This is a genomic window from Paraglaciecola algarum (assembly GCF_021532655.1).
In the GTDB taxonomy this organism is placed as follows: Bacteria; Pseudomonadota; Gammaproteobacteria; order Enterobacterales; family Alteromonadaceae; genus Paraglaciecola; species Paraglaciecola algarum.
In genome coordinates, this window is record NZ_JAKGAS010000002.1 from 537,710 (window position 1) to 563,148 (window position 25,439).

General features: G+C 38.4%; 21 protein-coding genes, 1 other RNA gene and 1 pseudogene. 8 read left to right on the forward strand and 15 right to left on the reverse strand.

Going from position 1 to position 25,439, the window contains the following annotated elements; genetic code table 11:
• The first annotated feature begins 384 nt into the window (after positions 1-384).
• Positions 385-1,059 (forward strand): TorF family putative porin, encoded by a 675-nt coding sequence (locus L0668_RS05855; RefSeq protein ID WP_235311145.1) that lies wholly within the window; start codon positions 385-387, stop codon positions 1,057-1,059.
• Between the two features lie 210 nt (positions 1,060-1,269).
• Complete coding sequence (locus L0668_RS05860) at positions 1,270-1,587, forward strand: hypothetical protein (protein WP_235311146.1); 318 nt, start codon at positions 1,270-1,272, stop codon at positions 1,585-1,587.
• Between the two features lie 24 nt (positions 1,588-1,611).
• Here the strand turns inward: L0668_RS05860 and L0668_RS05865 are convergent, their stop codons facing one another.
• The 9 genes from L0668_RS05865 to pilM all read right to left on the reverse strand — a co-directional run bounded on the left by L0668_RS05865 (position 1,612) and on the right by pilM (position 10,639).
• The gene (locus L0668_RS05865; RefSeq protein WP_235311147.1) at positions 1,612-2,448 is read right to left on the reverse strand and encodes a Dam family site-specific DNA-(adenine-N6)-methyltransferase; all 837 of its coding nucleotides are present in this window, start codon (positions 2,446-2,448) and stop codon (positions 1,612-1,614) included.
• 134 nt (positions 2,449-2,582) lie between these two features.
• Positions 2,583-4,178 (reverse strand): SPOR domain-containing protein, encoded by a 1,596-nt coding sequence (locus L0668_RS05870; RefSeq protein WP_235311148.1) that lies wholly within the window; start codon positions 4,176-4,178, stop codon positions 2,583-2,585.
• A gap of 59 nt (positions 4,179-4,237) precedes the next feature.
• Entirely contained in the window at positions 4,238-5,305 is a 1,068-nt protein-coding gene (aroB, locus tag L0668_RS05875) for a 3-dehydroquinate synthase (RefSeq protein WP_235311149.1), read from the reverse strand.
• Between the two features lie 38 nt (positions 5,306-5,343).
• Entirely contained in the window at positions 5,344-5,859 is a 516-nt protein-coding gene (gene aroK, locus L0668_RS05880) for a shikimate kinase AroK (RefSeq protein WP_235311150.1), read from the reverse strand.
• 225 nt (positions 5,860-6,084) lie between these two features.
• A complete protein-coding gene (locus L0668_RS05885) occupies positions 6,085-7,851 on the reverse strand; it encodes a type IV pilus secretin PilQ (RefSeq protein WP_235311151.1) in 1,767 nt (588 codons plus the stop codon).
• A complete protein-coding gene (locus L0668_RS05890; RefSeq protein ID WP_235311152.1) occupies positions 7,844-8,380 on the reverse strand; it encodes a pilus assembly protein PilP in 537 nt (178 codons plus the stop codon). The genes L0668_RS05885 and L0668_RS05890 overlap by 8 nt, the downstream gene beginning before the upstream one ends.
• Positions 8,380-9,006: a type IV pilus inner membrane component PilO gene (locus tag L0668_RS05895; RefSeq protein ID WP_235311153.1), complete on the reverse strand. Its 627-nt coding sequence runs from the start codon at positions 9,004-9,006 to the stop codon at positions 8,380-8,382. The genes L0668_RS05890 and L0668_RS05895 overlap by 1 nt, the downstream gene beginning before the upstream one ends.
• The gene (locus L0668_RS05900; protein ID WP_235311154.1) at positions 9,003-9,587 is read right to left on the reverse strand and encodes a PilN domain-containing protein; all 585 of its coding nucleotides are present in this window, start codon (positions 9,585-9,587) and stop codon (positions 9,003-9,005) included. Before L0668_RS05900 ends, L0668_RS05895 begins: the two co-directional genes overlap by 4 nt.
• Complete coding sequence (gene pilM / locus L0668_RS05905; protein WP_235311155.1) at positions 9,575-10,639, reverse strand: type IV pilus biogenesis protein PilM; 1,065 nt, start codon at positions 10,637-10,639, stop codon at positions 9,575-9,577. Before pilM ends, L0668_RS05900 begins: the two co-directional genes overlap by 13 nt.
• Positions 10,640-10,777: 138 nt before the next feature.
• On the opposite strand from pilM, the gene L0668_RS05910 reads away from it, so the two are divergent.
• From L0668_RS05910 to L0668_RS05930, 5 genes are all read left to right on the forward strand, one after another.
• Positions 10,778-13,360 carry a penicillin-binding protein 1A gene (locus L0668_RS05910; protein WP_235311156.1) on the forward strand — a complete coding sequence of 861 codons (2,583 nt, stop codon included), beginning with the start codon at positions 10,778-10,780 and terminating at the stop codon, positions 13,358-13,360.
• A 53-nt stretch (positions 13,361-13,413) separates the two neighbouring features.
• Positions 13,414-15,120 carry an NAD-dependent malic enzyme gene (locus tag L0668_RS05915; protein WP_235311157.1) on the forward strand — a complete coding sequence of 569 codons (1,707 nt, stop codon included), beginning with the start codon at positions 13,414-13,416 and terminating at the stop codon, positions 15,118-15,120.
• Between the two features lie 44 nt (positions 15,121-15,164).
• Positions 15,165-15,968 carry a substrate-binding periplasmic protein gene (locus L0668_RS05920; RefSeq protein ID WP_235311158.1) on the forward strand — a complete coding sequence of 268 codons (804 nt, stop codon included), beginning with the start codon at positions 15,165-15,167 and terminating at the stop codon, positions 15,966-15,968.
• 37 nt (positions 15,969-16,005) lie between these two features.
• Positions 16,006-16,373, forward strand: an RNA gene (gene rnpB / locus L0668_RS05925) — RNase P RNA component class A.
• 126 nt (positions 16,374-16,499) lie between these two features.
• Entirely contained in the window at positions 16,500-19,151 is a 2,652-nt protein-coding gene (locus L0668_RS05930) for an ATP-binding protein (RefSeq protein WP_235311159.1), read from the forward strand.
• Between the two features lie 36 nt (positions 19,152-19,187).
• Here L0668_RS05930 and L0668_RS05935 read toward each other — a convergent pair whose 3' ends face one another.
• Positions 19,188-19,655 (reverse strand): DUF6436 domain-containing protein, encoded by a 468-nt coding sequence (locus L0668_RS05935; RefSeq protein ID WP_235311228.1) that lies wholly within the window; start codon positions 19,653-19,655, stop codon positions 19,188-19,190.
• 56 nt (positions 19,656-19,711) lie between these two features.
• A complete protein-coding gene (locus L0668_RS05940) occupies positions 19,712-21,190 on the reverse strand; it encodes a methyl-accepting chemotaxis protein (RefSeq protein ID WP_235311160.1) in 1,479 nt (492 codons plus the stop codon).
• Positions 21,191-21,487: 297 nt separating this feature from the next.
• Between L0668_RS05940 and L0668_RS05945 the strand changes: the two genes are divergently transcribed.
• Entirely contained in the window at positions 21,488-21,982 is a 495-nt protein-coding gene (locus L0668_RS05945; RefSeq protein ID WP_235311161.1) for a TlpA family protein disulfide reductase, read from the forward strand.
• Here L0668_RS05945 and nspC read toward each other — a convergent pair whose 3' ends face one another.
• The 4 genes and pseudogenes from nspC to pnuC all read right to left on the reverse strand — a co-directional run bounded on the left by nspC (position 21,983) and on the right by pnuC (position 25,395).
• The gene (nspC, locus tag L0668_RS05950) at positions 21,983-23,122 is read right to left on the reverse strand and encodes a carboxynorspermidine decarboxylase (protein WP_235311162.1); all 1,140 of its coding nucleotides are present in this window, start codon (positions 23,120-23,122) and stop codon (positions 21,983-21,985) included. It lies immediately after the preceding gene.
• A 174-nt stretch (positions 23,123-23,296) separates the two neighbouring features.
• Positions 23,297-24,499: a saccharopine dehydrogenase family protein gene (locus L0668_RS05955; protein WP_235311163.1), complete on the reverse strand. Its 1,203-nt coding sequence runs from the start codon at positions 24,497-24,499 to the stop codon at positions 23,297-23,299.
• A 104-nt stretch (positions 24,500-24,603) separates the two neighbouring features.
• The gene (locus tag L0668_RS05960; RefSeq protein WP_370659884.1) at positions 24,604-24,735 is read right to left on the reverse strand and encodes an ion channel; all 132 of its coding nucleotides are present in this window, start codon (positions 24,733-24,735) and stop codon (positions 24,604-24,606) included.
• Between the two features lie 85 nt (positions 24,736-24,820).
• Positions 24,821-25,395: pseudogene (gene pnuC, locus L0668_RS20985) on the reverse strand (nicotinamide riboside transporter PnuC).
• Positions 25,396-25,439 lie beyond the last annotated feature (44 nt).

The following is a 25,439-nucleotide window of genomic DNA, read 5'->3' on the forward strand; positions in this document are numbered from 1 at the left end:
AGTGTACAAATGCCAACACTTTACAGAAAAACCTCCACTGACAAAAGGGTTTGGGGCACAAATAGTTGTGCCAGAGATTAATTATCACTAAGTAATTATGAGTAGTTCATTAGTTAATTATGCGTATTGTAAACTGCACCAAATAGATCTATGTGTAGCACTGAGTTGGTGCAAGTGGTTGACCTGCCGGTAACTCCTGGAAAATGCGCTGGTTTGAGGATGGTAATTAAATTTCTTTTATATCAATGCTTTACGATTGTTTTTTTGGGCTGATTTTACTTTTGATTTTTAGGCATTAGTTTTGCCTTATACATATCAGTAAAAAATAAAAGTCATACTTTAAGTATGATTATTAAATATTATAAATAAAGTTGGAGAACACATATGAAAACATTAAAAATTACCTCTATAGCTGCTGCAGTTTTAGCCGCTTCAAGTTTTAGTCAAGTTGCAAACGCTGAAGTAAGTGTAAATGTTAGCGCTACAAGTAACTACTTGTGGCGTGGTCTAGAGCAAACTGGTGGTGCTGCTGCTGTTTCTGGCGGAATCGATTATGCTTCAGATTCAGGTTTTTATGCTGGTACTTGGGCTTCAAACGCGTCCTGGGGTGACATGAAAACTGAGCTAGATTTCTACTTTGGTTTTGGTGGCGATATCAGTGACAGTGTTTCATACGATGTGGGTTATGTTTATTTTGCTTACCCAGATTCTGTAGCTGATGAAAATGACTTTTCTGAAGTATACGCAAATATTTCTACTGGCGGTTTCACTTTTGGTGTGGCTGTATTAGCTGATTCAGAAGCCGGCGGTGACGGTGGTGAGTTTGGTGATTCAGTTTATGCTACTATTGATTACGGAATTGCTTTAGATAGCGGTGCTGAAATTGGTTTACATCTTGGTGATTACAGCGGTGATTTCTCAACTGAATCAACAGATTTCGGTATTTCTGTAAGTAAAGATAGCATTACAGTTGGTGTGTCAAAAACTGACTTCGATGATGGCGCCGATAGTGACGATTTGAAATTCTACGTTTCTTACTCTGTAGACTTCGCTCTATAATTTAGTTACATAAACAAGTTATATTGTTACTAAGCCAACGAATGAAAGTTCGTTGGCTTTTTTGTTATTTCTAGCTCTAGGTTTATTTATCATGATTGGAACTTTTCATCATCAACACGACGAATTGCTGAACAATCAGGCTAAAGTGCAGTTGTTCAATTAATGTACGCGAGTATAATACTCTCCATTATTTAATAACAGATGACAAATATGAATAGGAAGTCTAAGTCGTTTTTAAGTTTAACAGGTGTAGCTTTTGCTGCGGTGTTGAGCTTTTCTTACGCATCACCAGAACAAGGTCGATTATTTTGTCAATGTGAAGAAAATATAGCATTTGATCATAATTTACCGCTCAGTCATCCGGTTAACCGATGTGCTTCAACCCAATCAGATGCTGTGAGTTGGGGCGCTTGGATTAGTGGTAAATCAAGTTCTTATCAATTCCACTTTATTAATTTGCTGGAGTTATTGTCTCGAACTAAAGACTACACGCAAAACGCTAGTAGCAACGCCACCCAGTCAAAATAACCTACATTTGGCTGACATCTTTACCTAGATATTCGTGGTACTCGTTGAATATAGGGCGAGTAACTCGGCTACTTTTTTTCTATTATTTGCATTTTGACTGATAAATCGGCTGACTTGTAGTTGGGTAAGTTCAGCGTCTTGGTAAATTTCTCGGGTAAATTCGGTGTCATGATTACTAATGAGTACCGGGATCTGTCTTTTAATTCCTGTTCTATTAGCGATGGCCGCAAGTTTTACTTGGTTATCTAAAGTAAACCCACCAGTAGCATAACTATTAAACATGGCCGTTTTGCTAATTGGCGCGTAGGGTGGATCACAATATATAACTGAGCCTTTACGTGCTTTAGAAAATACTTTTTCAAATGGGGTACAAGTAAACTCAGCTAGTTGGGATTTTTCGGCAAAAAAGTTTAATTCATTTTCGGGAAAATAAGGCTGTTTGTATTTACCAAATGGTACATTGAACCCGCCACTATTGTTGTATCGACATAATCCATTGTAGCCATGTCTATTTAAATACAGAAAAAACACCGCCCGCTCATAAATGTCTGCACTGGCATTAAACTCTTGTCTAATTTGATAATAGCGCTGCTCTTGGTTATTTTTTGAGTTGAATAAACTACTACTGTCTTTGATATAATTATCTGATTGCTGTTTGATGATCTGGTATAAATTAATCAGGTCTGGATTGATATCGTTTAATAAATACTTAGGGTAATCAGTATTTAAAAATACCGAACCTGCGCCAACAAAAGGTTCTACTAACTTTTTGCCGGGTGGCAGTTGAGCACTAATTGCTTCAATCAGATTATATTTTCCGCCGGCCCATTTCAAAAAGGCTCTGGTTTTCTTATTTTTCATTATGTGTTGTTTTGCACTACTTACAAACTTACGGAAATTAACTATTTATTGCACGCCAGTTTATCGCGTTTTACAACAACAGTAGTATATTTGAATTGTAACGGCCTAAGCGGCAAACAACAAATAGCTTGTGTCTACAAATTAGGTATTTCTTGCTGAACTTGGTTCACAGATTTAGCGAAAGGAGTATTATCCAAGAAATCGGCCGGTAATTGTTCTATTTTTAGGCGTGCTTTTTCGATACTGGTAAAACTTTGATTGTAAATTAACACGTACCAATCACCACCGTAACGCTGGGTTTTATATAACCATAAGTGTTCGCTGAGTTTTTTGTCGGTTACGTATTCTAGTAGCAAATCAAAATTACTCATAGCTGCAATTTGGATCACAAAACGACCCTTGTCTAAAGCCATTAAAATAGAAGAACTGTCTGTTAGTTCTTGGCTATTAATTTTAACTTGGTTCGAGTCAATTGCTTGATTACTTGCTAGTGAAGACGAAGGTAAACTTGAAGGTGAGCTAGTAGATGAAAGTGAAGATGAAATGGGATTATTTTTAATAGTACTTTCAGTCTTATTTTCAACAAGAGGCGCTAATTCAACTACAGGGATATCCGTTACAGGATAGTCATTTAGTTGTTCTTTAGCTTGAGTATCTTCATTGCTTGACTGTGCTGAAGTGGTGATCTCTTTAACCCCTTGGGCAGCTGGTTGAAGTGATAGTTCTTCAATAGGTTGAGTCGAATCAAAGCTTTGATTATTCTTTAGAGTAAGTTTATTGCTAGCCGTTTGCCAATCGGTCACTAACACCTCAGAACCCACCCTTAGCTCAGTACTAGAAGAACTATCTTGTGAGTTTACCAACTCATCTATTGGTGTTTGAGGTGTGGTTTTTGTTAGTTCTAAGTTTGGGGATGTAATTTCAAGTGAGGTAATGGGTTCTAGATTGTTATTAGGTTCATGTTTGGTGATTACGTCCTCATTGAAAAGCTGTTCAACTTGGTTTACTGAGTTTGTGAATATCTGTTTGATTTGGTCGGAATATAACCCATAAAGCAGTCCCGCGAATGAAACCAAAAATATTAAACTGATTAAACTGACAGCCGCCCATTTTTTAAATGATATTCTATGGGCTGGCGTGTTTGTATGATCAGTATTTAAGGGCTCATAAAACCCTGGTTTAGAGTTTGAAAGATGGCTTATGTTGGAAACGTTTGTATCTGAGCTGGCTGAATTAGCACTCTGTCCATTTAAAATAATAGGCTTTTCTTTAGAACGAGCGCCGAGTCCATTCTTCATTTTTTCAGCCCAGCCAGACTGGCCCATTAATAATATGTTTAAATGCTGTTTATTTTTGGCAAAGCGACTTTGTAAAACCAGTTCCCAGATCTCTTTAACTAATTTTATGGGCAGCTTATCGGCTTGAAACACACTGATCAGAACTGGGCCATCATGCTTATTTAAACTGGCTAACAGTTGGTTTAACGGTAGGTTAAAGTCTACTGACTGTTCATTGTTAATCAGTTGTCTAAACAAGGTTTCTCGGTAACTGACTAATGGAGTTAATTCGTTAGCGGTTATTAAAGCTAGGTTAGTGTCTTCATTTTGATTGCCAATGAAGCTTTCTACAACTTGTGATTGTTGTTTAACTTTGTCAGAGCAGACAAACACCAGTTGCGATGAAAAGCTGGTTAAACATTCTAGCCTGTTACTAAGTTCAGATGTCGCCATGAGTCCTATACCTAATTCATTAGGCCTGTTACTTGGGGAAACAGGCCTGATTTAATGAGCTAAGATAGAACGGTTCGTAACACTTCTTCAGGAATATCTTTAGTGATCACTGATTTACCGATCCCTTGAGGGATAACAAATACGAGATCGCCAGCCTGCACTTTTTTATCATGACGCATGTGTTTAACAAATTCGTCAAAAAACATATCAGTTGGCGCTTTGATAGGTAAATCAAAAGCACTTAGCAAGGATTCAATGCGACTAAATTCTGACGCTTCGAGCCAATTCATCTTAGTAGCTACTGCAGAAGCAAGAACAATGCCTGCTGAGACAGCCTCTCCATGTAACCAGTTGCCATAACCTTGCTCTGCTTCGATAGCATGACCAAAAGTATGGCCTAAATTGAGTATGGCGCGCAGACCTGATTCTCTTTCATCAATGGCCACCACTTCAGCTTTAATCTCGCAACAACGGGCAACCATGTACTGTAAGGCTTGTTGATCTTGCTGTTTAATTGCTTGTTGATTCTGTTCCAACCATTCAAAAAACGGATAATCGTAAATAATTCCATATTTGATGACTTCAGCCATGCCCGCAGAAAATTCACGAGCTGGTAATGACGATAAACTTTTGGTGTCGATAATCACCGCTTTAGGTTGATAAAACGCACCAATCATATTTTTACCTAACGGATGATTGACCGCCGTTTTGCCACCCACTGATGAATCAACTTGAGATAACAAAGTAGTAGGTATTTGAATAAATGGAATGCCCCGTTGGAAACTTGCCGCTACAAAACCGGTTAAGTCACCAATGACTCCACCACCTAATGCAACTAAGGTGGTATCTCTACCAGCCGACATAGCCAGTAATTGGGATATCACTGATTCAAAAGTTTGCAGGTTTTTATATTGCTCGCCGTCTGGTACTACGATTTTACTGACTTCGTAACCTTCTAAAGCTTGTAATACTTGAGGATAGAATAAAGATTCAATAACATCGTTGGTGACCACCACCACTTTTTTAGTGGTTAAGTGTGCAGAAAGTACGTCTTTTTGCGTTAATAAATTAGCTTGAATAGAGATAGGGTAGCTACGCGCTCCCAACTCAACTTTTAATGTTGTCATTTGCAAGCGCAGCCCTATTTGGTGTGGTTAAATTAAGATCACAGACCTATTTTTTCAATGATTTGATTTGCTACCGCGCGTGCGCTTTGATCATCAGTATCTACAATATAATCAGCAGCTTCTTCATACATAGGATTACGTTCTTCAGCTAATTTACGCAATACTAACTCAGGATCGTCTTTTTGTAGCAATGGACGACGTTTGTCACGCTGTGTTCTAGCAACTTGTTTATCAATAGTCGTTTGTAGATAAACTACTATGCCACGAGCTGATAATCTGTTGCGCACATTTTTGTTAATCACTGAACCACCGCCAGTTGCTAACACTATGCCTTGTTTATCGGTAAGATCATTGATCACATTTTCTTCACGATCACGGAAACCGTCTTCACCTTCAAGATCAAATATCCAAGCGATATCTGCTCCTGAGCGTTTTTCTATTTCATGATCGGAGTCAAAGAATTCAAGATGAAGTTCATCTGCAAGGTGCCTTCCAATAGTGCTTTTACCAGCACCCATGGGGCCTATAAGGAATATATTACGTTTTTCAGCCATTTTTGCTTATTTCACAATTATTTTATTTAAGGGGTAGAGTGTGTTGTTCGGCTACCCTTTTATGGATTAACCAGACCTCGTCAAAATTTCGAGGCGGGGATTATCTCAGTTTTAACCTGAATTTTGCAAGCTTTGTAATTTTAAACTTGGATGATTCCGTTAAATAATTACAAAAAAAGGCAAATATAACCATTTCCCTTACCTTTTTACGTAAAATTAAACGATTTAATTGGCGATTTGTAATTTATCCGTCAAGATCTTCGGTGTAACAAAGATTAATAATTCTCTTTTCTCTAACCTTTCTGCGGTATTTTTAAACAAATTACCCACAACGGGTAAGTCACCTAAAAGCGGAACCTTTGATGTATCATCGGTAGACGCTTGCTGGAATATGCCTCCTAACACTATGGTTTCACCATTTTCGACTAGCACTTGAGTGCTGATCTCTTGGGTATCAATTGCCACAGCAGGGCCTGTCGAAGTAGAAACTGTGTCTCCACGAGTATCTTGGGTAACGACTAAATCAAGAATAATTCTATTGTCTGGGGTGATGTGGGGTATCACCTTCATGCTTAGCACCGCTTTTTTAAACTCTACTGAAGTTGCACCACTAGAGGTTGATTGTACGTATGGAATTTCAGTACCTTGCTCTATGTAGGCTTCATGCTGATTAGCTACTGTGATCCGTGGACTAGCAATAATTTCACCTTTATTTTCAGATTCTAAAGCTGAAAGTTCTAAGTCAATTATGGTGCCGTCAATTAATCGGGCAATTTGAACACCGATTCTACCTGCTGGATTAGCTACAGGTAGAGCCACATTTAATCTGTCAGATATAGAAGGAACGACCCCTGAAGCTATGGCATCTGCACCCACTATCGAACCTGAAGTACCACCATTACTAGTGCGATTACTTGCTCCCCACTGTACCCCTAATTCTTCACTAGCGTTATCTCTAACTGTCACCATACGTGATTCAATCAATACTTGTTTGATTGGAATGTCTAGTGCATCAACTAGCGCTTTTGCCTCGTCAATTGAAGCCTGTGTATCTCGTAATAAAAGTGTGTTAGTACGTTCATCAACTGAAACACTGCCTCTAGGGGTTAAAATGCTATTTTCGGTGCCTTTCAATATACTGGCTAATTCTAGGGCTTTAGCGTAATTAATTTGAATGTTTGTAGATACTAATGGCGCTAATTCAGCCACTTGTTGTTTTGATTGAAGCTGTTGGGTTTCGCGAGCAGTTAATTCTTCTGTTGGAGCGATAAGTAATATATTGCCTTCTAACCTTTTATCTAATCCTTTGATTTTTAGAATCATATCCAAGGCTTGATCCCAAGGTACACCAGATAAACTAATAGTCACATTGCCCGACACTGTGTCTGTGGTAACTAGATTGAACCCATTAACCTGAGCGATTATTTGTAATACTTGGCGTACCGGTACATCTTGGAAGTCTAGTGAAATAGGCTCCCCAGCAAAATCAGTTTGTGCCTCTACAGGTGTATCTTTAGTTTTTTTATTAATATTGACAATTAAACTATTGGAAGACTTTTCGTGTTTAAAGGTGACTTTATCTTGTAATGAGAACTGGACTCGAGTTTGCTCTTCATCTTGAAAGGTTTCAATTGTGTTAATCGGGGTAGCAAAATCAACTACATCCAAGGTGAATAGTTGGTCTTCAGCTAATTTGGTTTTAGGTAAAGTTAATAACAAGCTGTTGGATTTTTGACTTAACTGCAATTGAAATTGGTCATTGTCAAAAGTAAAAGTAGCTTGTGCTTCACCATTTGCCGTGCGACTAAATTGAATATCTTGTAATTCAGACTCAAATATGGACTCCTCCACTGGTTTAGGATCAACTAATACAGCGGATGACTCTTGGCTAAAAGATTCAAATGTCATAAAGGCAATAAAGCCGGCCAATAACCAAATCCATTTAGAATGATTTTGGTTCAGTTTTTTGTTAAATATAAAACGTTCAGACATTATTTTCTCCTGCCTTAGAAAGCATGGTGAGTGTAGCTTGTTTTTTCTGCCAACAGCCAGCACCATCGGGCAACATTTCAGTAAAAGATACTGTACCATCTTGAATTGAATCAATTTTTCCAAAAAATAACCCTAGATAATCACCTATAGTCGCTTTAAATAAACCACCAGAGCTAGATTGGATTAGAGCCCATTTTTTACCATTAGAAAAAAACTCACCTGTGACCGATAAAGCGTCTACACCAAATTTTTCTAATGGTTGTTTGGTACGTTTAAAGTCCGGTTGCGCGCAATTGGGTTGAGAGGCTACTTCCTTGACTTCTGCACCGGTATTTCTTGGGTGTTGAAAAGGACTGCGTAGATCTACAGCAGAATAAACAAATCTAGGTTTGCTTTCGAACTGAGGATAAGGTTCTATATTTACTGGTGTGGTTTGCTTCACTTCGGCAATAAAAACCTGCAAGTCATCTACTTTAGCTTCACAGCCTAAAAGTAATGAAGCCGTCAGTACAACTAGAGATTTTTTCATTATTTCTGCCCCTTAGCTGTATTGCTGCCAGTAGCTTGTTCACCCATAGAAGTACGGTAGGTTTTAGCCTGTACTTTTAATTTCAAGGTATTGGCTTCTTGAGTCACTTCAAAATCATGTACTGTGACGATCCGAGGTAAACCTGCTATTTCAGAAGCGAATTGACCAAAGTTATGGTACCCACCTGTCACTTCCATTTCTATTGGTAACTCAGCATAAAACTCTTTAGGTATTTCTCTTTGCCAATTTAGTAACTTAAAGGTTAATCCAGCCGAAGTACCAACTAGCGTGATATCGTCTAATAAGCCAGGCGTTTCATTACTCGTTGGTAGCGACTTAAGCATAGAAGAAAAGTCTTTGTGTAATCGGGCTAATTGTTCTTCATAGGCTTCAAGATTCACCGCTATTCTATATTTAGCACGATAGCTTTGTTTTAATTCCAATTCTTTGTTTTGTGCGAATTCTAGAATAGGTAGCTTTGATTTAACTAATCCGTAATACCCACCGAATAAACTAAGTACAGCGACAAATACAGCGACCACAGTTTTAACTTCAAAGGGCCATACTGCAATTTGTTCGGGGTCAAGATCATTAATCTCTTTTAACTTGTTAAAATCAAATTTCATTTTTTAGGTTCCTCAGTGGTCGCTGAGAAATCTGGAGCAACACTAGGATTAATAGTGAAGGTCAATTTGAAGTCACTTACCGCTTCGAGTGCTGATGTATCTGCAACAATAGAGGATAATTTACCGCTACTAAATACACTAGAGTCTTCAAGTCGGCGCATAAAGTCAGCTAAGCGATTGTTTGACTCACTCACACCTAAAATCTCAATGTGGTTGCCTTGGCGAGAAAAGCTTCTAAATGATAAACCTGGTGGAACTAATTTAACCAACTCGTCTAACACTATTGGCACCGCATTTCTGCTCGCTTCGAGCTGTTCAATTAAAGCCATTCTTTGTTCAATGGCTTGTTTATCTTTCTTAATATTTTTAATTTGTTCTATTTGTTTGTCTAGTAAGGCAGTTTGTTGCTCAACAAATTGATTTCGAATATTTTGGTTTTTAGTTAATTGGTCAATGATATTTGCAATACCAAACATAAAACCAAAACTCAGTAAGGCGATAACCGCCAATAATGTTAAATAGTTCTTTTTCTGTTCAGCTCGGCGGCTTTCTCGCCAGGGCAATAAATTTATATGTGCCATGGTTGAAAGCTCCTATTTGCCAATCCAGCTGCAATAACAAGTTGTGGTGAAACTAGGTCTAATGCATCTTGCGATATTTTTTCGTTAATGCTCATTGATTCGAAAGGATTAAAAGCAGATACCGAAATATTTAGGTCTGTCGACAAGTCTTCAGTTAACTCACTTAAGTGCCCTGCACCACCACAAATTAATATAGCTTTCGGGCGGGCTGCACTGGTTGCACTGATGTACAATTGTATAGCGCGATTAATATTCTGTTGTAAGTTGGCTAAAAACATTGGGTAGGAATCTTGTTTCCAAGATTCAGGTAAAGTGTTTTCATTAAGCTGTTGTTCAATCTGCGAACGCTCTTGGCTAAACAACATACTTAAGTCTTTAATAAGGGTATCCATTCCAAAGCTATGATCTTTTGTGTAAATAACTTGACCATTTTTGACTACGCAAAATTGTAACTGGGTGGCGCCAATATTAATGCAGCAAGTACTCTGATCTGCTTCATTAGGATGGAACTGAGCAACAGCTGAACCTAAGGCGTAACTTTCTACGTCAACTATTTTAGTCTCGTAACCAACTTCGCCTAATAAAGTATTTCTTCTATCAACTATGTCTTTATGCACCGCACTCAATAACACTTCTACTTTATTATTTTTAGTGTTACTTATTTCTAATTCTTCGAAGTCTATATAAACTTCGTTAAGAGGGTAGGGAATAAGACTATCTGCTTCGAGTTCAATTTGACTCTCTAGTTCGTGGTCAGATTGACCGGGATCCATATAAACCACTTTATTTAGCACGGTTGAGCCTGAAACGGCAATGGCCACTAACTTGCTTTTGTTTTTTAAGGCTAACTTTACTTTCTTTAGTGCATGACTGACTGCTTCAAAGTCTTTAATTTCCCGTTCAGCAAAAGCATTGCCCATAATGGGTTCGCAGGCATAAGCTTGCAGTGTAAAATTGTCAGCAGATTTTTCCAGCACAACAGCTTTAACAAACCGGGTACCTATGTCTAGGCCGATCATTTGCTGTGCTTTTGGTCTGAATAAGTTCATCAATTTTTCTACTTTTGGTTGAAAATAATTAAATTCACTGGGCTATTATTAACTAATTTTTTGCTTTTAATGGTTCTAATAAGCGTACATAGGTATAAAATGTAGATCATTTATTTAAATTTGCCTTGGTATTAATCATTTGTGAAGTATCTTAAACCCGCGTTAATCACCGCTTTAGTCGTGTTTATTTTAAGTGTAGCTGCAATATTAGGTACATATTTTTATATCAAATCTGACCTACCTAGTGTCGACATTCTTAAAGATGTTCGACTACAGACACCTATGCGCATCTATTCTCAAGATGGCAAACTTATTTCTCAGTATGGCGTAAAAAGACGGATCCCCCTAACTTTAGAGCAAATTCCTGACATGTTAGAGCATGCAGTGATAGCCACAGAAGACAGTCGATTCTACGATCATCCTGGTATAGATCCTATCGGCATGATGCGGGCTTTTATTAGTTTAGTTACTACTGGTGAAAAAGCTCAAGGTGGTAGTACGTTAACAATGCAGTTAGCTCGAGGTTTTTTCCTTACCCGTGAAAAGAAATTTATTCGTAAAATTCGAGAGATCATTATTGCTTGGCACATGGAACAATTACTTACAAAGCAAGAAATTTTAGAGTTGTACTTAAATAAAGTTGAATTGGGTCATAGGGCATTTGGTTTTGGTGCCGCAGCTCAGGTTTACTACGGTAAGGATATTAACGATCTTACGCTGGCACAAATAGCCACTATTGCTGGTTTGCCTCAAGCTCCTTCGGTATTAAATCCTATTAGCCGTCCAGATCGATCTATTGCTCGAAGACGAATTGTATTATTACGTATGTTAGACGAAGGCTATATTAGCCAGCAACAATTTGACGAAGCAGCAGAATCACCAGTTACAGCAGCAAAATATGGTGCTGAAATTGAGTTAGATGCCCCTTATTTAGCTGACATTATCTATAACGAAATGATTGAATTGTACGGTAAAGAGGAAGCTGAAACGGGAGGTTATAAAGTCGTTGCTACTGTAAGCTCAGACATGCAACAAGCTGCACAAGACGCTGTGCGTCGAAATTTACATGACTATGATGAACGACATGGCTACCACGGGCCAGAAAAGTTAGTTTGGGGTGCAGATGGGGATCATGATGCTCTCCCCTTGTCTGAACAAGAGATGTTAAACATACTCGAAAATCATCAAACCTTTAAACCTCTAGAGCCCGCCATAGTGGTAAAAGTGAATGAAAAAGACATTGTGATTTTTAACCAACAAGGTAAATACAGTGTAATTGATTGGGATGGGTTAGATTGGGCTAGGCCTTTTATTAATGATGCTAAACAAGGTGCGGCACCCAAAGTCGCGGCAGATATTTTACAAGCAGGGGCGCTTATTTTAATTCGCAAACGTCCAGAAGACGATCATTGGCAATTGGCTCAATTTCCTCAAGCTACTAGTGCGTTTGTGGCTCTTAACCCGCAAAACGGCGCTGTTCAGGCGGTGATTGGAGGATATAGTTTTTATCAAAGTCAGTTTAATCGAGCAACACAAGCCAAAAGACAAGTGGGCTCAAATATAAAACCCTTTATTTATTCAGCGGCTTTAGATAATGGTTATACCCTAGCCAGTGTGATTAATGATGCGCCTATTACCCAGTGGCAAGCTGGTTCAGGTAATGCTTGGCGACCAGAAAACTCTCCTGCTGAATATGATGGGCCAATTAGAATGAGGGTGGCGTTAAGTAAGTCTAAAAACGTAGTATCTGTTAGATTATTGCGGGCCGTAGGCTTAGAAAATGTAGTGGAGTATTTACCTAGATTCGGTTTTGACAAAGACGAAATTCCAAGAGATGAAACCCTTTCTTTAGGTTCAGGTTCACACACACCACTTGAAGTAGCTACGGCTATGGCAGTTATAGCCAATGGTGGTTTTTTGATTGAACCACACTTTATTCAAAGAATAGAAGATGAGTACGGTAAACCAATTTGGGTATCTAACCCTCCTCAAGCTTGTGACCCATGTATTGCCGAAGTAGAAAAACCTCAAGCGATTAATCCTGACGATATTGAAGCACTTTTAGCGGCCGAGTTTGCCACTCAAAACTCCGAGACTGCTCCTATAAAAGATATTCCCCAAGCACCAAGGGTGATCAGTGCCGAAAATGCTTTTTTAGTGGCTGAAATGATGCGTTCAGCAGTGCAAATTAATGGCCATTGGGACAATCGAGGTACGGGTTGGCGTACCGCATTGTTACTTAAACGAGATGATGTAGCGGGTAAAACAGGTACCACTAATGATGTCCGTGATACTTGGTTTAGTGGGTATACCCCTGATTTAGTCGCTACTGCGTGGGTAGGTTTTGATGATAATAATCGCCGCTTAGGCCGAACCACACCAAATCAAAACCTTGTTAATAAAAATCCGAAGAGATTCAATTATATAGGTAACGCTTTGATTGGCAGCGAAGCAGGAGCTTTAGCTGCGCAACCAGCTTGGATAAGATTTATGCAAAAAGCTTTGGCTGGTAAGCCTGAACATCTTTTGCCCATGCCAACTAACGTAGTTAAAGTGCGGATTGATAAAAGTTCAGGTAAATTAACTGATAGAACTGATAACACTTCTATGTTTGAATACTTTATAGATGGCACGCAACCTATAGTGTATGCAAGCGATGCAGAAATGATTGAATCCAGCGAAAAAGGCGAGTTAAATAGCCAACAGCTAGAAGATATATTTTAACGCTTTCTGGTGCGAGTTAGACAATTGATATTAGTAACAGGATAAGTATTACGATGAGCAAAAGTGCGACGAAAAGTACTGCGAAAAGCGCGTTATATATTCCCCATTCAGGGCCTTCTTTACTAGAGACTCCTTTACTCAATAAAGGCAGTGCTTTTAGTGCGCAAGAGCGAGTCGCGTTTAACTTGACAGGTCTTATCCCTCCTAGGTACGAGTCAATCGAAGAACAAGTAGAACGTGCCTACATGCAGTATTCAAGCTTTGATGAACCGATTAATAAACACATATATTTACGCGCCATTCAAGACAATAACGAGACCTTATTTTATCGATTAATTAACTCACACATTAATGAAATGATGCCCATCATTTATACCCCAACGGTAGGGGATGCTTGTGAACAATTTTCTGATATTTATCGCAGTTCTCGCGGGTTGTTTATTTCGTATTCTGAACGACATCAAATGGACGACATCATCAGGAATGCCACCAAACGTAAAGTGAAAGTAATAGTGGTAACTGATGGGGAGCGAATTTTAGGCCTAGGAGACCAAGGTATTGGTGGTATGGGGATCCCTATTGGTAAATTATCTCTGTACACAGCATGTGGTGGGATAAGCCCAGCTTATACCTTGCCTGTGATGTTAGATGTGGGCACCAATAACGAAAAACTATTAGCCGATCCTATGTACATGGGCGCTAGGCACAAACGTATTGGCCAAGCCGAATATGACGAATTTGTGGATATGTTTATTCAAGCTGTTTATCGTCGCTGGCCTGATTTGATGTTGCAGTTTGAAGACTTTGCGCAGCCGAATGCCATGCCTTTATTGGAACGTTACCGCAATCAAATATGTTGTTTTAACGATGATATTCAAGGCACTGCAGCGGTGGCTGTTGGTACGCTATTAGCGGCTTGTAAAAGTAAAGGTTGTAAATTATCTGAGCAAAAAGTGGCCTTTGTTGGCGCTGGATCTGCGGGATGTGGTATTGCGGAACAAATTATTTTGCAAATGTGCAGCGAAGGTATTTCCGATGAACAAGCCCGTAAACAAGTGTTTATGGTCGATCGTTTGGGGCTTCTATCAGAAAAATCTACTGGACTTCGTGATTTTCAACAAAAGTTAGTACAGTCTAATGAATCACTCAAAGACTGGTCTTTTGATGGGGAGTTTGCCTCATTATTGGATTTAGTAAATAACGCTAAACCAGATATTCTTATTGGTGTTTCTGGACAAGCAGGCTTGTTTACTGAAGAGGTTATTCGCAATATGAAACAGCATTGTGAATTGCCGATTATTTTCCCCCTTAGTAATCCATCACGCCAAGTTGAAGCAAGACCAGAACAAGTGATTGAATGGTGTGACGGAGAAGTAATAATCGCTACAGGTAGCCCTTTTAAACCTGTGGAATACAAAGGTAAAACCTTTCCAATCGCGCAGTGTAATAATAGTTATATTTTCCCTGGTATTGGTTTAGGTGTGTTGGCTGCTAAAGCTAAGTTAATCAGTGATGAAATGTTAATGGCCACCAGTGCCGCCTTAGCTGAAGTATCACCTTTGGCAAATAATGGCGAAGGTGCTTTATTACCTTCACTGGGTGAAATTGCTAATTTGAGCAAAAAAATAGCCTTTGATGTTGGAAAAGTAGCTATGCAACAAGGTTTAGCACTGGAAGTTTCAGACGAAGTATTACAACAACGAATAGAGCAAAATTTTTGGACTGCCGAATATCGCCCCTATAAAAGAGTCAGTATTTAGTTTTTATGCCAAACTGAGGTAGTTGTAGTTTTGGAGGTGGATTAATGATTCTTAGAGTCGTTTGGGAGCGAAATAAATATTTACTCTTTTTGGGCAGCTTGTTATCGAGTTGCTTTTTTGGTGTTTTGCATGCAAAGCAAGATATTTCCCTAACTGATTTTAGTTATTACACTGAACATTACCCTCCCTCAAACTATATAGAAAATAATGAGCTAACGGGTATGTCTGTGGAACTCATTAAATTAATTTGGCAAGAGCTAGATATTCCTGAACAAACAATTCAGCTGGTACCTTGGGCTAGAGGATACCGAATTACTCAAAGTCAAAAACATAGTGTTCTATTTACTATGGCCAGAGCAAAAGAACGGGAACATCTATTCAAATGGGTGGGGCCAATCTATACGGCTAGACATATCCTATTAGCTAGGGCAGATTTTAAACACCCAATTCGCTCTATTGAAGACGCCTATGAATTTCCTATTGCAGCTATTCGAAACGACATTTCAGAAGTGGCTCTATTAGAAGTTGGTTTTCCTAAAAACAATATTGCGCCATTAACTAACTTAAAACAGTCGATATTAATGTTAGAGAATGGCCGATTAGATCTGATTATTATTTCTCAAGCCAGTATCAAAAATTTGATAGAATCCAATAATCTCGAATTAGATGATTTTAAAATGGTATATCAGGTTAATGAAGTTAAAAATTATTATGCGTTTAGCAAAGATACGCCTGATCCTGTCATTACCTTATTTCAACATGCATTAGATAATATTGATGCGCAACGTATTAAACTACTTAAGAAGTATTCTTTGGAACTAGATTTTCAAATTTCAAAAGATTTTTAAATTGTATCCCTTGCTTAAGGTGGGTAGAATCCGCCTCGGAGTTGGCCTGGTAATCGCCGTTTAGTTTTCACTTGTGAATTTCTAGAGGGAGGAAAGTCCGGGCTCCACAGGGCAGGGTGCCAGGTAACGCCTGGGCGGTGTAAACCGACGACAAGTGCAGCAGAGAGAAGACCGCCTTTTTATTACTTGTAGTAAATCGGTAAGGGTGAAAGGGTGTGGTAAGAGCGCACCGCGTTGCTGGTAACAGTATACGGCAAGGTAAACTCCACCCGGAGCAAGACCAAATAGGATCTCTTATGGCGTGGCCCACGTTGAGATCGGGTGTGTTGCTTGAGCCAGTGAGCGATTGCTGGCCTAGATGAATGATTACCCACGACAGAACCCGGCTTATGGCCAACTCCACTATTCTTTACCCCGTTCAGGGGTATTTCCTATAAAAACGCTTAAATGTGACAAAAAAGTGATCACAAGTCTTGGTTTTTGTGTTTGTATTGATATTAATCAGCATTTCAATTTTTCAACATTAAACATATGAAAGATAAACAAGCCGTAATTTGGACGCCTCTATTTAGAAAGATATTTCTGCTAGTGGTAAGTCTTTTTAGTTTGGTATTTGTATTAACTTTATTGAGTATTTATCAAGCGGCATATAATCAGGCTGAACGAGAGTTTGTGGCACGTTTGAATGTAGGTAAAAACGTGTTTATGAACGAAATAGTGATTGCTAAACAACACTTAGATTCAAGTGTAGAAACCATAGCTAAAGATTGGGCATTGCGCAGTGCCATAGGCCAAGGCGAAGATACTCAATCGATTAAAAGTGTGCTATCCAATCATGGTAAACGGATCAATGCTGATATCGCCATAGCGCTGGACAAAAAGTTTATGTTGATTGCCCAATTTGGTGGTGAAGACATGGAGATTGTTCGTTCACTAGCAAATGTTTTAGATAATAAACAACAGGAGCGAGCTTGGATTGCTATGGTTGCTGATGAACCTTATATTGTTTCTGCAGAGCCGATTAACGCACCGGCTACAATTGGTTGGTTGTTAATGGGCAAAAAATTAAATAAGCAATTTTTCCAACGTATCAAACTACTGATTTCTCTAGATATCAATTTAATTATCACTCGCCAAAATAGTCATAACCTAGTTTTATCTACTATTAATAACCCGTCTGCGCTTGCTCAAGAAATAGAAAATCTTGCTTCTACTTATCTGAAAAATAAAGAATCAGTTGATATGTATATTACTCAAGCTAATGATTCTGTGATGATGCCTTTTGACTTGTTTACTAATAATCAACAGCAATTTGTGATCTTATTACAAGACTCTATGAGTGCTTGGTTAAAAAGTCGCAATTTATTTATGTTAGAACTCGTGCCATTTTTTATTGTTGGGATTTTATTGGCTTTGCTTGGGTCATTCTTAATCGCTCGCAGCATTAGCCGACCGGTTAGTCGCTTACTCACCGCTGCAAAATTAGTCGCCAGTGGCAGTTATACCGAACATATTAAAGTGTCTGAAAGAAGTGAACTAGGTGAATTAGCCAGTGAATTTAACAATATGCAACTTGCGGTAATGGAACGAGAACAGAAGATTAAAGCCCAAGCAGAAGAAATTAGGCAAATCAATGCAATAAAATATCAAGTAGACATAGCGCAGAAAGAACAACAACTTGCGGCAAATGCGACTGAAGCAAAAAGCCGTTTTTTGGCCAATGTCAGTCATGAAATTCGTACCCCGCTAAATTCAATTATTGGATATTCCGAATTATTGAGTGACGTTACAGTTAGCAAAGATGACAAAATTAAGGCCACGGCAGCCATTCATAATGGTGGTCAATATTTATTGAACTTGGTTAACGACGTGCTGGATTTATCAAAAATTGAAGCAGGTAAAATTCAATTAAATAAAACTGACGTAAGCATAGTTGCGTTAGTCGATGAAGTGCGCTCTCATATGGATGGTTTTGCTCTTGAAAAAAATCTTAAATTTAATTTGCAGCTGCATTATCCTTTACCTTATGAGTTCAATACCGACGCAACGCGTTTAAAACAAATTTTGTTAAACTTGTGCAACAACGCAATTAAATTTACTGAACAAGGACAGGTAGACTTACAAGTACATTTAGACACCTTTAGAAAGCGATTTATATTTGTAGTATCTGATACTGGGCCTGGTATGACGGATGAACAGCAAATGCGTTTGTTCACGGCTTTTTCACAAGGTAATCAATCCAGCAGTCGCAAATACGGGGGAACAGGATTAGGTCTGTATATTAGTAAACAACTAACAGAAATATTGGGTGGGCATATAAAGGTAACTAGCCAAAAAGGCCAGGGTAGCCAGTTTGCCGTGTATATGCCTTGGGTGCAGGCAAATAACCAAAAAATGATGACTTCTGAGGCTGAAGCGCAAAATCTACTTAAACAAAATATACCAACTAAGGTAGAAGTTCCTGACTTAGATGCTCATATATTGTGTGTGGATGACAATGAAGATAACCGCCAGCTGGTGGCTTATCTAGTCAATAAGACTGGGGCTAAATTGAGTTTGGCCGAAAGTGGTAAACAGGCAATTGAGTTAGTACAAAATCATCAATTTGATTTGGTCTTAATGGATATGCAAATGCCTGAAATGGACGGGATACAAACGACGAAATTATTACTAGAACAAGGGCTCAGTGCACCTATCGTAATGTTGACAGCCAACGTTGATACTAAAAGTAAAAATACTATGTTAGCTGCGGGCGTCAAACAGCATTTTGCCAAGCCCATTCATACTCAAAGTTTTTATCATTTATTGGATAGTTACTTAGGCCACGCTGCTCAGCGTGAAGAAGTAGTTGATGAAGTTGAAGAAGATGTTAATGAAGCTGAATTCGAGCAAGGTGCAGTAACAAACTCTTCAGAATTCGACCAATTAATCGAAAATTACCGGAATAGTTTCGCTGATAAGTTATCCTTAATTCAACAGGCCCTTCAACAAGAAGACTGGTCTGAAATTAGCCGAATGATGCATAATTTAAAAGGTTCAGCAGGTAGTTATGGCTTTCAGGTATTAAGTAATTTAGCTAAGCGAGTAGAAGATAGAATAGAGCAAGAAAAAATAGCTGAAGCGAAAAAGTATTTAGCGGATCTGATCTTATGTATGCAGCAATTACATCAAGTGGATGAGTAATACCATTAGACGTAATTACAGTTTATTTAATAGACTCTAGGAGTCACAGTAGCACCCTTTAGCTTCGGTTACCAAAACAGCATGTTCTACACTGTTAGTAAGGACTTTTTCTACTACCTTATCAACCAAACTTGTGCCGGTAATACAGCCATATCCTTCAGCATATGGGCCAAGATAAATAAGTTCATTTTGACTACCAATAATGGCAATAGAAGGTGTGGACGGAATGATTGCTTTTAGCTGAGGATGTTTGTTTACATCTATGTACAGATTTTCAAATCCTTGTTCAGCAAGTTGCTTGGATAGATTTTGGATATGATTACCAGCTACAAATTGGCAAAAACAACCTTCAGAGGTAAAATGTATTGCGGACTTAGCTGACAGCGGCTGAGACTGTTTGATGATAGTTAATAATTGCTTCTCAAAAGTGACATCGCTAATCGCACTGGATAACTTTAAGTTAGGATCATACTCCACGAGTTGTTGCATAGACATATATAGCATTATGGCCAAACATACGCCCAGCCATATAAATAAAATTAAGTTAGTTGACCTTAAGGTCATACAGAAAATTGTTTCAACTGCAATTCTAACTTTTTACATAACTCACTAAGCTCGTTTGCTTCAGAGTTAACTTTTCTTACATTGCTCAGTTCATTTTTAGAAAAACCGCTAAGTAACTTGGTTGAATCAGAAATTGATGCCACATTGTTTGCTTGTTTTTTAGCTGAGGTAGCGACATTGGTAATATTTTCAGAAACCGCTTGAAAGTTATCTACTACACTATCCATTTTTAGTAATGCAGAATCAGAGGATATTACGGCGCTGTCGACTAGCTCAACACATTCATTCATTTGAGAGACAGAAGCATCCGCGCTGGTAATAAGTTCAGTTGTGATTAGTTCAATTTCTTCAGCGCTTTCTTTTGACTTAATAGCTAAGTTTCGCACTTCATCAGCGACTACGGCGAACCCTCGACCATGCTCTCCAGCCCTGGCAGATTCAATTGCCGCATTCAGTGCTAATAAGTTAGTTTGTTCCGCAACTGATTTGATGGATTGCATGACTTCAGAAATATTATTACATCTGGTACTTAAGTTTTGGATAACAACAGATGCATCACTGAGTGTTTCCCGCAATCTAGTAATGTTTTCGCTCGAACTGGTGATGGTTTTCTTTGTATCAAGAGTGCTGTTTTTAGCCGTTTCTGCGTATTTGTTAGATTCTTCTGATAATTCTGCAACATTGTGAATGTTATCACTAATTTCTGGGATTGAAGATGCAATTGAAGTCACTTGCTCGGAGCTTGAGCTTACTGATTGTTCCAATATTTCTGATGATTGGCTGACCGTTTCTGCTGCGCTTGAAACTCGCTTACTTAGACTGTTGGCTTCAATAATCAAGGCTTTAAAAGCGCTAATTAGAGATTTAAATTCTTCTGTGCCTACACTGTCTGGTAACTCAATTTTTAAATCTAAACTGCCTTTGGTGCGCATTATCTCAGATACTGCGTTACTTAATATTAAAGCCGAATTAGCTTGTACAAAGCTATGTTTAGCCATAAAACCTAACAAAATACCTTCTCCGAGGGCAAATAGGGCATGTATGACTAGAATATAAAAGCTAACTCTACCTTCTTCAAAAATAAATATTGCACCACCATTAAACTGAATTATGTAGAATAGAATATGGTGTAAAGCGACAGTAGTCGTACTGATTGCGATGACTTTCCAATCTCTAAAGTAAGATAAGAAAGCTAGCATTACAAAGATTTCAAAGTGTAACTCAGTCATCCCATATGCTTGCTGTATATGTAATGCCGCAAATAATTGCACTGCGATGGCATAGGCATATCGAGAGATTGGCTGGCTACTATGGGTAAAGCTGAGGATGATTGGCAGAGCGAGTATTGGTATTCCGATTAAAAATGGCTCTAACCAACTTGAGGTTATAAAAGCAATCAGAAGCGAGATAAGCCATTGAACGATGATTACAATTCGGAATATTTTATTTGCGCTATCTAACCAGGGGTATTTCATTACACTGCCCTTTTTCTAAGTTAATACAATGATTATTATAGGTATTCCCATATAATCAAATTTAATAAACTGAATGTTTTTTACTCAAGTCAAGTTTTTCAAAATTCCGAGAATATAATTGCGGACATTTTAAATTAAGGATATTGGTAATAGTGCGTTAATTGCTGAATAGATCAAAAATTATGCGTGAAAGTAAATTATGCAGCAATTAACCTTTAGTATGATAATGGCCCATTGGTTTACTCTGATTCGAAAATTCTCAGATATATGAACTAAATTTTAAAAAGGAATTAAATTATGTACAGAATCTTGTGTTGCTTTTTTGTAATATTTTCTGCTGGATGCACCTCGACTGAAGAAAATAAAATTGAACCAGCGGTTGGGCAAATATCCATACAAGAATTATTTATTGATTACCCAGTATTTAAACAAAGTTATCAATCATACCAGCCTAGTCAAAGAGAATTGTCATTGGCTAAACACCTTACTGGTAAGTCTTTAGTTGTGTTGTTTGGCACTTGGTGTCACGACAGTGAGCGGGAAATCCCAAGGTTGTTAAAACTATTAGATGAGGCTGAAATAGAGCTAAGTTCTTTAACCTTAAGAGCTCTAAATTATAGTAAACAAGACCCAGCAGGCATGCATCATAAGTATAACTTGGAGTTTACCCCAACCATTATTTTGTTAGATGGGGAAAAAGAACTGGGTCGAATTGTCGAAGTTCCTAGACTTAGTTTGGGAGAAGATCTTGCTGCTTTTGTTAGAACTACTAAAAATGAACCTTCTAAGTGATTAAGATAACTTATTTTTAAAATCTTCGTAGTTAAATTTACGCACTAATTCAAAGCTACCGTCTTTACGTAAAATTCCAATAGAAGGGTGTTCTACGCCATTAAAAAAGGTAGTTTTGACCATAGTGTAATGGATCATATCTTCAAAAATAATACGTTCGCCGATTTGTAATTCGTGATCAAAACTATACAGATCTATTGCATCACCGGTTAAGCATGAATTTCCGCCAAATCGGTAGGTAAAAGCTTTTTCGCCTGGTTTACCTGCACCTCGCACATCTGGACGATAAGGCATTTCTAATACATCTGGCATATGCGCGGTTGCAGACATATCAACTATGGCAATTTTGTCTCGGTTTTCAACAATGTCAATCACTTCACAAATTAATGGACCAGTTTGCCAAGCGACAGCTGAGCCCGGCTCCAAAATAACGTTTAGGTGTGGGTAACGAGTTTTGAAGTCTTTTAACGTGCGGATCAGATGCTCTACATCGTAACCCTGTTTAGTCATTAAATGGCCACCACCAAAGTTGATCCATTTTAATTGACCAAAATACTGACTGAATTTCTGTTCTGCGGCGAGTATGGTGCGCTCTGTGGCATAGGAGTCACATTCACAAAGGTTGTGAATATGAAAACCTTCAATACCCGTTAAATCGGCATTGACTAAGTCTTTGGCTAAAATACCAAACCGCGAACCCGGTGCGCTTGGGTCGTATAATTCTGTTTCAGCTTCTCTGTGTTCCACATTTAGGCGAATACCCGGTGATACCTTTGAGTTTAAAATTTGCTCTTTGTAACGCTGCCACTGGCCTAAACTATTAAAGGATATATGGTCAACTAAATCTACCAGTTGGTCTATGTCATTGGGTTTGTAGGCTGGTGAAAAAGCATGCACCTGTTTGCCAATGGTTTCTTTTCCTAAACGAGCTTCCCATACGGCACTGGCAGTGGAACCTTGTAAGTACTTGCTCACTAAGTCAAAGGTTGACCACATAGAAAAGCCTTTTAAGGCCAAAATGATCTCCACTCCGCTTTCATCCTGCACTCGTTTCATAAGCTGCAGATTGGCTTCAAGTTTAGCCTCTTCACATACATAACAAGGTGAAGGGATCTCAGGATTTAGCATAGGGTTTGTCATAGTTGATCTAATCTAATTAAGGTAGATGAATAAAAGCTAAAAGCAGATTAACCACAGAGGACACAGAGCGCTGCACTACACAGAGGAGCAGATGGTTAAAATCAAAATTTTTATTGCTCTGTGCTCTTTGTGTCCTCTGTGGTTCAATTTCTTTGCTTCTAACTTGGCTTGTGGTTATCTCTTAAAAGGACTCTCGTCACATTCAACTACATGCCAAGGAAGGCCATGTTTATTAAGCATATCCATGAATGGATCAGGATCGAACTGCTCCATATTCCATACACCAGGTTTTTTCCAAGTACCATCTAACATCAAGCTCGCACCTATCATGGCAGGTACACCTGTGGTGTATGAAACAGCTTGTGCGCCTACTTCTTCATGGCACATTGCATGATCACAATTGTTGTAGATAAAGATGGTTTTTTCTTTGCCATCTTTTACACCAGTAATGTAGGTACCAATACAAGTTTTACCCGTGTAGCCGTCGGCTAAGGAGCCTGGATCAGGCAACACTGCTTTTAAAAACTCTAAAGGTACAATTTGTTGTCCTTGGAAGTTAATTGGCTCGATGCTAGTCATACCTATACCTTCTAGCACTTTTAAGTGAGTTAGATAAGCATCACCAAAAGTCATCCAAAAACGCGCTCGTTTAATAGTTGGGAAGTGTTTAACGATTGACTCTAATTCCTCGTGATACATCAGGTAAGAAGCCCGTACACCAATATTTTGATAATCTAAATCTTCTCGCACACTTAATGGTTCAGTTTCTTTCCATTCACCATTTTCGAAAAAACGCCCTCTTTGGGTGATTTCACGAATATTGATTTCAGGGTTAAAGTTGGTTGCAAATGCTTGGCCGTGGTCTCCACCGTTACAATCTACTATGTCTAGGTAATGAATTTCATCAAAATAATGTTTAGCCGCATAAGCGGTATAAACATTGGTTACACCGGGATCAAAACCACTGCCTAATAATGCCATTAAACCGGCTTTTTCGAATTTATCTTGATAAGCCCACTGCCAAGAATATTCAAATTTAGCCACATCTTTGGGTTCGTAGTTGGCTGTGTCTAGGTAATCAACGCCGGTTTCTAAACAAGCGTCCATGATAGCTAAGTCTTGGTATGGTAATGCCAAGTTAATCACTAAGTCAGGGTTAACTTGATTAATCACTTTCACTACTTCACTTGCGTGATCGGCATCTACCGCAAACGTGCCCTTAACTCGGTCTAGACCTACTTCTTGTTGTAAGGCTTCACATTTGGATACCGTACGACTGGCAAGATAAATTTCCTCAAAAAGCTCAGGTAAGCGAGCACATTTTTTTATGGTTACAGCAGCTACACCGCCAGCACCAATAATTAAAACACGAGACATAGGATTTCCTTCTATGAGTGGGGAATTCGGATGAAATTAAACTGCTGCATGCTATCAGTATTTTTTTCAACTGAAAATAAGATAAATCAATAAACTTCATCTCGTCATTTTTTTACAAATAGCCCTATAAATAAGGCAATAGTAAAACTGCCAATAAAGGCTTCAATTGCGGCGATTGCTCGGGATGTACCAACTGGGATGAAATCTCCATAACTTAGTGTGGTAAAAGTCACCATAGAATAATATAAATAGGGAAAAACAATTGAATGTTTTGAGCAATATGAGCGCTCGATTCAAATTTTTGTATTTTTCCTGTATAGTTTAGTCCATAAAAATACTATATGTCTGCGGTACTTTTGTCTTTTTGAAGCTTTGATACCACTGCCATTGACCGATAAAAGCCATGATTAAAAAACAAAAATGTAAGACTGATGTGGGATATAAACCTTTTTGTCAGTAGATAAAAATAGCCACTAGGTCTACAACTATCCAAAAGCTCCAATTTAATAAGTTTTTATGAGACTACAACCATTGAGCCACAATACTGGCGCAAGTGGTAAATGCATCTGGATACGCAAAATCTGTATCAGTTTGGTTTGCCATAAAAGTGTTACACTAAAGTAACTAGAACAATTACCAATAACCAAATTGCGTATTTTTTAACTGATCCCGACTGCACATGTATGTGTCCTGAAGGATTTTGTGAGCCATGTCAAATCCACCAACCATAAATTTGAAAACCAGTATAAAAGATGTGCTAAACCATATCAGAATAGAGTTTTACAGCGTAAAAAGGTCCAGCTATAAATACTGACTTGTACTAGGCCAAAGGCAAAACACCAAATGCTGCGTTGTATTAGTAGGTATACACATAAAAATCCGGCTAAGGTTGCAATCCATTCAAGAGGAGAGGCCTCTGAAAAGCCTTATACCATTTGAT